Genomic DNA, 2,679 nt, shown 5'->3' with positions numbered 1-2,679 from the left:
TGGAGGAGTTGGGCCGCAAGCTGGAGTCTTCAGGCGTGACGTCGTTGTGGCTGACGGCGGCGCTCTTCGAGCAGATGCAGGCGCGGCAGCCGAAGGCCCTGGCCAGTGTCCGTCAGTTGCTGGCCGGTGGTGACGCGCTGCCAGTGTCGCGCGTGAAGGAGCGGCTGGCCGCGGGCGGTGTGCTCATCAACGGGTACGGCCCGACGGAGAACACGACGTTCTCCAGCACGTACCGGATGGAGAAGCCCGAGGAAGTCGGAGTGTCGGTGTCCATCGGCCGGCCGGTGAGGAACACGGTGGCGTACGTGCTGGACGGTGCAATGCGTCCGGTGCCAGTGGGCGTACCGGGCGAGCTGTACGTGGGCGGAGACGGGTTGGCGGTGGGGTACGTGGGACGCCCGGAGCTGACGGCGGAGCGCTTCGTTCCGAGTCCGTACGGCGAGGGAGCGCGGCTGTACCGCACCGGGGACGTGGTGCGATGGCTGAGGAGCGGGACGTTGGAGTTCCTGGGCCGCGCGGACACGCAGGTGAAGGTGCGCGGCTACCGAATTGAGCTGGGCGAAGTGGAAGCGGCGCTGGCCCAGCACGGTGGCGTCAACGAAGCCGTCGTGGTGGCTCGCGAGGACGGTGGTGACGGTGGTGAAGGCAAGCGACTGGTGGCCTACGTCACGGCCCGAGACGCTGCCTCGCTGGACGCGGGTGCGCTGCGAAGCCACATGAAGCAGCGGCTGCCGGAGTACATGGTGCCGTCGGTGTATGTGCTGCTGGAGTCACTGCCGCTGACGCCCAACGGCAAGGTGGACCGCAAGGCGCTGCCCGCGCCGGTGGCGATGCTGGGCACCCCAGGTCCCGATTATGTGGCGCCGCGCACTCCGACAGAGGAGTTGATCGCTGGGATCTTCTCTCAGGTGCTGGGTGTGGAGCGGGTGGGGGCGAAGGACGACTTCTTCGAGCTGGGCGGACACTCATTGTTGGCAACGCAGGTGGTTTCGCGGATTCGGGGCACTTTCCAAACCGAGCTGCCGCTCCGTGAACTGTTCGAGGCGCCCACGCTGTCGGCCCTGGCCGAGCGGCTTGACCACGCCATTCGCACGGGAGCGTCGGTCACCGCTCCGCCTCTGAAGCCACGAGCGGATGGAAGCCGGGTGTTGCCTCCGTCGTTCGCGCAGCAACGGCTGTGGCTCCTGGATCAGATGGCGCGAGGGAGCGCCTCCTACAATGTGCCGGCCGTCCTTCGGGTAGAGGGGCCGCTCCGCGCCGAGGTGCTCGAGCGGAGCTTCGTGGAACTCGTGCGGCGCCACGAGTCGTTGCGGACGACGTTCAGCGCTCGTGATGGAAAGCCCGTTCAAGTCATCGCAGCCGAGCCGGTGCTGGCCTTCCGAAGCGCGGGGCTGGAGTCATTGGCGGAGGCCGCCCGCACGGCGGAAGTCACTCGTCTGGTCGAACAGGAGGCACACCAGCCGTTCGAGCTCGAACGGGGTCCTTTGCTGCGCGTGACGCTCCTGAAGCTGTCCGAGCATGAGCACGTGCTGATCCTGGTGACACATCACATCGTGTCGGATGGGTGGTCCATGGGCGTCCTCGTGCGGGACGTGACCGCGCTCTATGAGGCGTTCTCGCAGGGGCGTCCCTCACCGCTACCGGAACTGGCAGTGCAGTACCCGGACTACGCGCTGTGGCAACGGGAGTGGCTGAAGGGCGAGGTGCTGGAGTCGCAGCTCGCATACTGGAAGCGGCAACTGGAGGGGGCGCCCCCATCGTTGGAGCTGCCGACGGATAAACCGCGGCCCGCGGTACAGGCCTTCCGAGGAGGTCATCTTGACCAGTCCTGGTCTCTCCCCCTGTGGGAGCGGGTGAAGGCTCTGGCACAGCGTGAAGGCGCAACGCCGTTCATGGTGCTGCTGGCGGCCTTTCAGGTGGTGCTGTCCAAGTACGCGAGGCAGGAGGACGTGTGCGTGGGGTCCCCCATCGCAGGGCGCACGCATGGCGAGACGGAAGGGCTGATCGGCTTCTTCACGAACATGCTGGTGCTACGGACGAAGGTGTCGCCGGCAGCGAGCTTCCGGGAGTTGCTCGCCCAGGTGCGAGAGGTGACGCTCGGCGCGTATGCGCACCAGGACGTGCCGTTCGAGAAGCTGGTGGAGGAGCTTCATCCCGAGCGTGACTTGAGTCGCAGTCCGCTGTTCCAGGTGACGCTGACGCTGCAGAACACGCCCGTGACGGAGGTGAAGCTCGGAGATGGCTTGAGGCTCTCCGGCGTGGAGTCGGAGGGGCGGACCTCGAAGTTCGACCTGTCTCTGGTGATGGAGGAGGTGAAGGACGGCGTCATGGCGATGGTCAACTACGACAGTGACCTGTTCGAGGCCGGGACGATGGACCGGATGCTCGGACACTTGAAGGTGCTGTTGGAGGCCGCCGTCGCTGAGCCGGAGACGCGACTGTGGGAACTGCCGCTGATGGACCGTGAGGAGCAGCAGTTGGTGAAGCTGTGGAGCGGGACGGCTGCGCATTACCCACGGGAGGAGTCGCTGGCGCGGTTGTTCGAGGAGCAAGCGCAGCGGACGCCGGACGCGGTGGCGGTGGAGTACGAGGACGAGCGGCTGACGTACGCGGAGTTGAACCGGCGTGCGAACCAGCTGGCGCACCACCTGAAGGGCATGGGAGTGGGGCCCGAGGTGC

1 protein-coding gene is annotated in these 2,679 nt (G+C 66.8%); it reads left to right on the top strand.

Annotation, left to right across the window (positions count from 1 at the left end; all coding sequences use genetic code 11):
• Positions 1-35 precede the first annotated feature (35 nt).
• Positions 36-2,679, top strand: a 2,644-nt coding sequence (locus HV824_RS35480) for a condensation domain-containing protein (protein ID WP_368738146.1), incomplete at its 3' end; no start/stop codon positions are given.

Source organism: Myxococcus sp. AM009 (assembly GCF_013372605.1).
Classification (GTDB): Bacteria; Myxococcota; Myxococcia; order Myxococcales; family Myxococcaceae; genus Myxococcus; species Myxococcus vastator.
This window is presented reverse-complemented; position numbering and strand designations above follow the sequence as displayed.